The sequence below is a fragment of the Bacillus sp. P4_D3 genome (genome assembly GCF_056401855.1).
In genome coordinates this window covers 1-656 of record NZ_JBFUIN010001223.1, presented here as the reverse complement: position 1 = coordinate 656, position 656 = coordinate 1, and the positions used below count along the sequence as shown (strand labels likewise).

Below are 656 nucleotides of genomic sequence, written 5' to 3'. Positions count from 1 at the left end.
TGCTAGTCCTTGAATAATTCCTACGACTGTTTGCATGCCATGTGATAGTTTATGGTATTTCTCTGTCATATTAAGCTGAAATTTATCTGCAAGTTCTTCAGCATACTTTCCATCCCAATTTTTATAAAACATGCTACACATCTTAAAGATTTCTTTTACTTTATAACTTAAATGAGCTTCTTCTTTCACTCTAACGAAACAAATATTTTGCATCGCTTTACTATTTTCAAATACATTTTCGCCAAATATAGATACGCTTCCACTACTTGAAATAATTTGTCCAGCAAGTAAGTTTAATAAAGTCGTTTTCCCTGCTCCGTTTCTTCCAAGCAAACCATATATTTTATGATTTTCTACTTTAATTGTTACTTCGTTTACAGCTAGTTTCTTTTTATATTTTTTCGTTAAATCTTTCGTTTCAAGTGCAAACATTACTCTTTCCCCTCCTTCGTAATTTTTTGTATCATATCCATCAATTCGTCTTTTGATATTTCTAGTACTTTTGCTTCTTCCCACACTTTAGGTAAATACTCTGTCATAAAAGTATTTTGTCTTTTTTTTAGTACAACTTCTTTTGCTCCCTTTGCAACAAACATCCCAATCCCTCTCTTTTTATATAAAATCCCCTCATCCACTAATACATTTACCCCTTTAGC

2 protein-coding genes are annotated in these 656 nt (G+C 31.6%); both read right to left on the bottom strand.

Annotated elements, in window-relative coordinates; genetic code table 11:
• Positions 1 to 432 (bottom strand): ATP-binding cassette domain-containing protein (locus AC1DTM_RS30445; protein WP_477001699.1); only part of this gene is annotated, 432 nt, incomplete at its 3' end.
• A partial coding sequence (locus AC1DTM_RS30440; RefSeq protein ID WP_477001698.1) for a GntR family transcriptional regulator occupies positions 432 to 656 on the bottom strand: 225 nt, incomplete at its 5' end. The genes AC1DTM_RS30440 and AC1DTM_RS30445, both read right to left, overlap by 1 nt.